Here is a 3196-nt window from a genome sequence, read left to right on the forward strand (position 1 = left end):
ACGTCGATGCGGCCGCTGCCGCGCCGCACCCGGTGGCGCACGACGGCCTCGGGGAGCAGCTCCGGGTCGCAGTCCAGCCCGGCGTCGACGACCCGTACCGGTACGGAGAACCGCCGGGCCAGCACCGCGACCGGACTCGAACCGTCCAGGACCGCCCGGACGAGCTCGTGGGCGCTGCCGGCCGCCCGGCCCGACACGCCCAGCTCCGCCACCCCGTGGTCACCGGCGAAGAGCACCACGCGGGGCCGGTCGACCGGCTTGACCTGCACCGACTGCTGGGCGGCGGACAGCCATTCAGCCAGCTCGTCGAGGCGGCCCAGGGAGCCGGGAGGGACGAGCAGCCGCTGCCGGCGTTCCTCGGCGGCACGGCGCACGCCTCCGTCGGGGCGTTCGATCAGGTCGGAGAAGTCGTCCAGATTCACGGGGGTCTGCCTCGCGGGTCGTCACAGGGTGGGCCGGAGCCCGGCGGCGGACTCCTGTGCGGAAACAGTACCCGGCGGCCCTCCCCGCCCCCGGGCCCTCGTGCCCGGCGGTGCTCAGCCCCGCAGCACCAGCGCCTGACCCGCCACCACCAGCAGCACGTGCTCGCACTCGTCGGCGAACGCGGCGTTCAGACGGCCCAGTTCGTCCCGGAAGCGCCGGCCGCCCGGCGTGGCCGGCACCACGCCGGAACCGACCTCGTTGGTCACCGCCACGACGGTGCGCCGCGTCCCGCGCACCGCGTGGACCAGGGCGGCGACCCGGGCCCGCAGCCTCTCCCGGCCGCCGTCCGCCCAGAGCGCCTCGTCCCAGGCGTCCACCCGGTCCATCGCGTCCGTCAGCCACAGCGACAGGCAGTCGATCAGCAGCGGCGGGCCGTCCGACTCCAGCAGCTCCACCAGCTCGCACGTCTCCTCGGTACGCCACGCGGCGGGCCGGCGCTCCCGGTGCAGCCCGATCCGGTCGGCCCACTCCGCGTCGCCCTCCCGGCGTCCGCCGGTGGCCACGTACACCACCTCGGGGAACGTGCCCAGGCGCTGCTCGGCCTCCAGCGACTTCCCGGACCGCGCACCGCCCGTGACCAGCGTGCGCCGGGGCACCTCGGGCGCCGCCAGGTACTCGCCCACCGGCAGCGTCGTCCCGTCCGGCACGGCCCGGGCCCCGCCGGCCGCCAGCCGCCGGTCCAGGTCCCGGCCGGGAGGCGCGTCATGGTCCAGATGCACGGCGATCACCTCGGTGGTGGCCGTGACCGCGTGCACGGCCCGCAGCGCGGCCACGGCGTCGGGCCGCCCGATCACATCGAGGACGACCATGTCGTAGGGGTCCGCCACCCGGTCGGCCAGACCGGCCGGCGCACCGCCCGGCGGCAGGTAGAGCAGCCGCTCACCCGTCGGCGAGACCACCTCGTAACCGGTCCCCGGGGAGTCCATGGCCACCGCCCGGACCCGGTGCCCGCTGATCAGGGTCAGCTCCTGGCCGTCCGGCACCCGGCCGGCCGGAGGCAGCGCGGCGGGCAGTTCCAGCGCGGGACCGTCGTGCGGGTGGGTCAGCAGCACCTGGCGTACGCCGGCGACCGAACGGCCCGCACGGGCGGCGGCGAACACGGCCCCCGGGGTGAGGTCGAGCAGCAGCGCGTCGTCGACGAGCAGCGAGGTCGCGGCGCGTGCCCCCGTACCGCGGGCCGACGCGCAGACGGCGCAGGGGCAGTCGGGCCGAGGCAGCCCTTCGGGGGCTCCGGTGCCGAGCAGAGTCAGTTCCACGGTCCTGATCCTCCCGCGTCCCGGTCCCGCCTGCGCGCCCGGGCCGGGGCCCCGGGCCCTTCGGCAGGATCGCGCGGGCCCGGAAGATCAGGACCCCCGCCCGGGCGGGGCCGGACCCACTAGGCTTCGGGCAGCAACACGACCCAGGAGGCGGACATGGCGTGGACGTGGCGGTTCGAGAAGTCCGACGGTACGGAGACGGAGCCGGCCCTGCAGCCGGAGGAATTCACCACCCAGGGGGACGCGGAGTCCTGGATCGGTGAGTTCTGGAAGGAGCTCCTGGAGGGCGGCGCGGACCAGGTGACGCTCTTCGAGGACTCGACCAAAATCTACGGCCCCATGAGCCTCCAGGGGGACTAGGGCAGCCCTGGGGTCCCTCTTCCGTCCGGAACAGGACCGGGGCGCGCGACCCCGGCACGGTCCGGACGGAGGACCCCGGCCGCCGGCGGCCGGGTCCGCCCCGGGGGGCGGCCCCGGCGGGCTCAGATCTCGCCCAGCGTGACCTCTGCCGTCCTCTTCTCCTCGCCCCGGGTGTACGTCAGCCTGACCTTCTGGCCGGGCTCGTCGTTCGCCAGGGCCTCCGAGAGGGACGTGATCGTGGTGACCGGGGTGTCACCGATCCGGGTGATGATGTCCCCGGCGCGCAGCCCCGCCTTCGCCGCCGCTCCGCCCTTCGGCGCGCTCACGATCGCCACCCCGGCCGGCCGGTACTCCGCGTCGACGACCGTGCGGCCCGTGATGTTCAGCCCCGCGCGGCCCGAGTCGGTGACCCGGCCCGACCTGATGATCTGGTCGGCGACCGTCCGTACCGTGGAGACCGGGATCGCGAACCCGATCCCCGGCGCCGCGCTGCCGCCGAGCTGCGGGTCCGTCGCCGCGAGGGTCGGGATGCCGATCACCTCGCTGTCCAGGTTCACCAGCGCCCCGCCGCTGTTCCCCGGGTTGATCGCCGCCGAGGTCTGCACCATGTCGGCGAGCGTGGCTCCGGTGCCGCCGCCCGCGCTGCTCTCGCTGACCGTCCGGCCCAGCGCCGAGACGATCCCCTGGGTGACACTGCTGGACAGGCCGAGCGGTGAGCCCATGGCCAGCACGATCTGGCCCATCTCGACCTTGTCGGCGTCACCGAACTTCGCGGCCCGCAGCCCGCCCGGGACGCGGTCGAGCTTGATGACGGCCAGGTCCTGCTCCGGATAGGAGGAGACCAGGGACGCCTTCAGGTCCTTCTCCCCGGTGGCGACGCTGACCTCGAACTCCTTCTCGTCGCCCACCACGTGGGCGTTGGTGACGATGTGGCCCTTGTCGTCGTAGACGATGCCGGACCCGAGGCTGTCCGACGCGCCGACCTGCACCACCGAGGGCAGCACGTTCTTGATGACCGCCTGGTACTGGTCCTGCAGTTCGTCCGTGGCGCGGACCGCGGCCGCCGCGCGTACCGGCGCACCGGACGGAGGCGGGGC

At 74.9% G+C, this 3196-nt stretch carries 4 protein-coding genes; 1 reads left to right on the plus strand and 3 read right to left on the minus strand.

Features of this window, described 5'->3' with window-relative positions:
• Positions 1-422: nicotinate-nucleotide--dimethylbenzimidazole phosphoribosyltransferase (locus tag IH13_RS0114785; protein ID WP_037841395.1), on the minus strand; the 422-nt coding region annotated here is incomplete at its 3' end.
• Positions 423-536: 114 nt separating this feature from the next.
• Entirely contained in the window at positions 537-1739 is a 1203-nt protein-coding gene (locus tag IH13_RS0114790; protein ID WP_031084593.1) for a bifunctional adenosylcobinamide kinase/adenosylcobinamide-phosphate guanylyltransferase, read from the minus strand.
• A gap of 156 nt (positions 1740-1895) precedes the next feature.
• Between IH13_RS0114790 and IH13_RS0114795 the strand changes: the two genes are divergently transcribed.
• A complete protein-coding gene (locus tag IH13_RS0114795) occupies positions 1896-2099 on the plus strand; it encodes a hypothetical protein (protein ID WP_031084595.1) in 204 nt (67 codons plus the stop codon).
• A 122-nt stretch (positions 2100-2221) separates the two neighbouring features.
• Here the strand turns inward: IH13_RS0114795 and IH13_RS0114800 are convergent.
• Positions 2222-3196 (minus strand): S1C family serine protease (locus IH13_RS0114800; protein ID WP_110085007.1); only part of this gene is annotated, 975 nt, incomplete at its 5' end.

It is taken from the genome of Streptomyces sp. NRRL WC-3549, assembly GCF_000721935.1.
Classification (GTDB): domain Bacteria; phylum Actinomycetota; class Actinomycetes; order Streptomycetales; family Streptomycetaceae; genus Streptomyces.

Excerpts from the sequence above, each read along its gene's own strand:
- IH13_RS0114795 (WP_031084595.1), top strand. The coding sequence starts at position 1,896 with ATGGCGTGGACGTGGCGGTTCGAGAAGTCCGACGGTACGGAGACGGAG.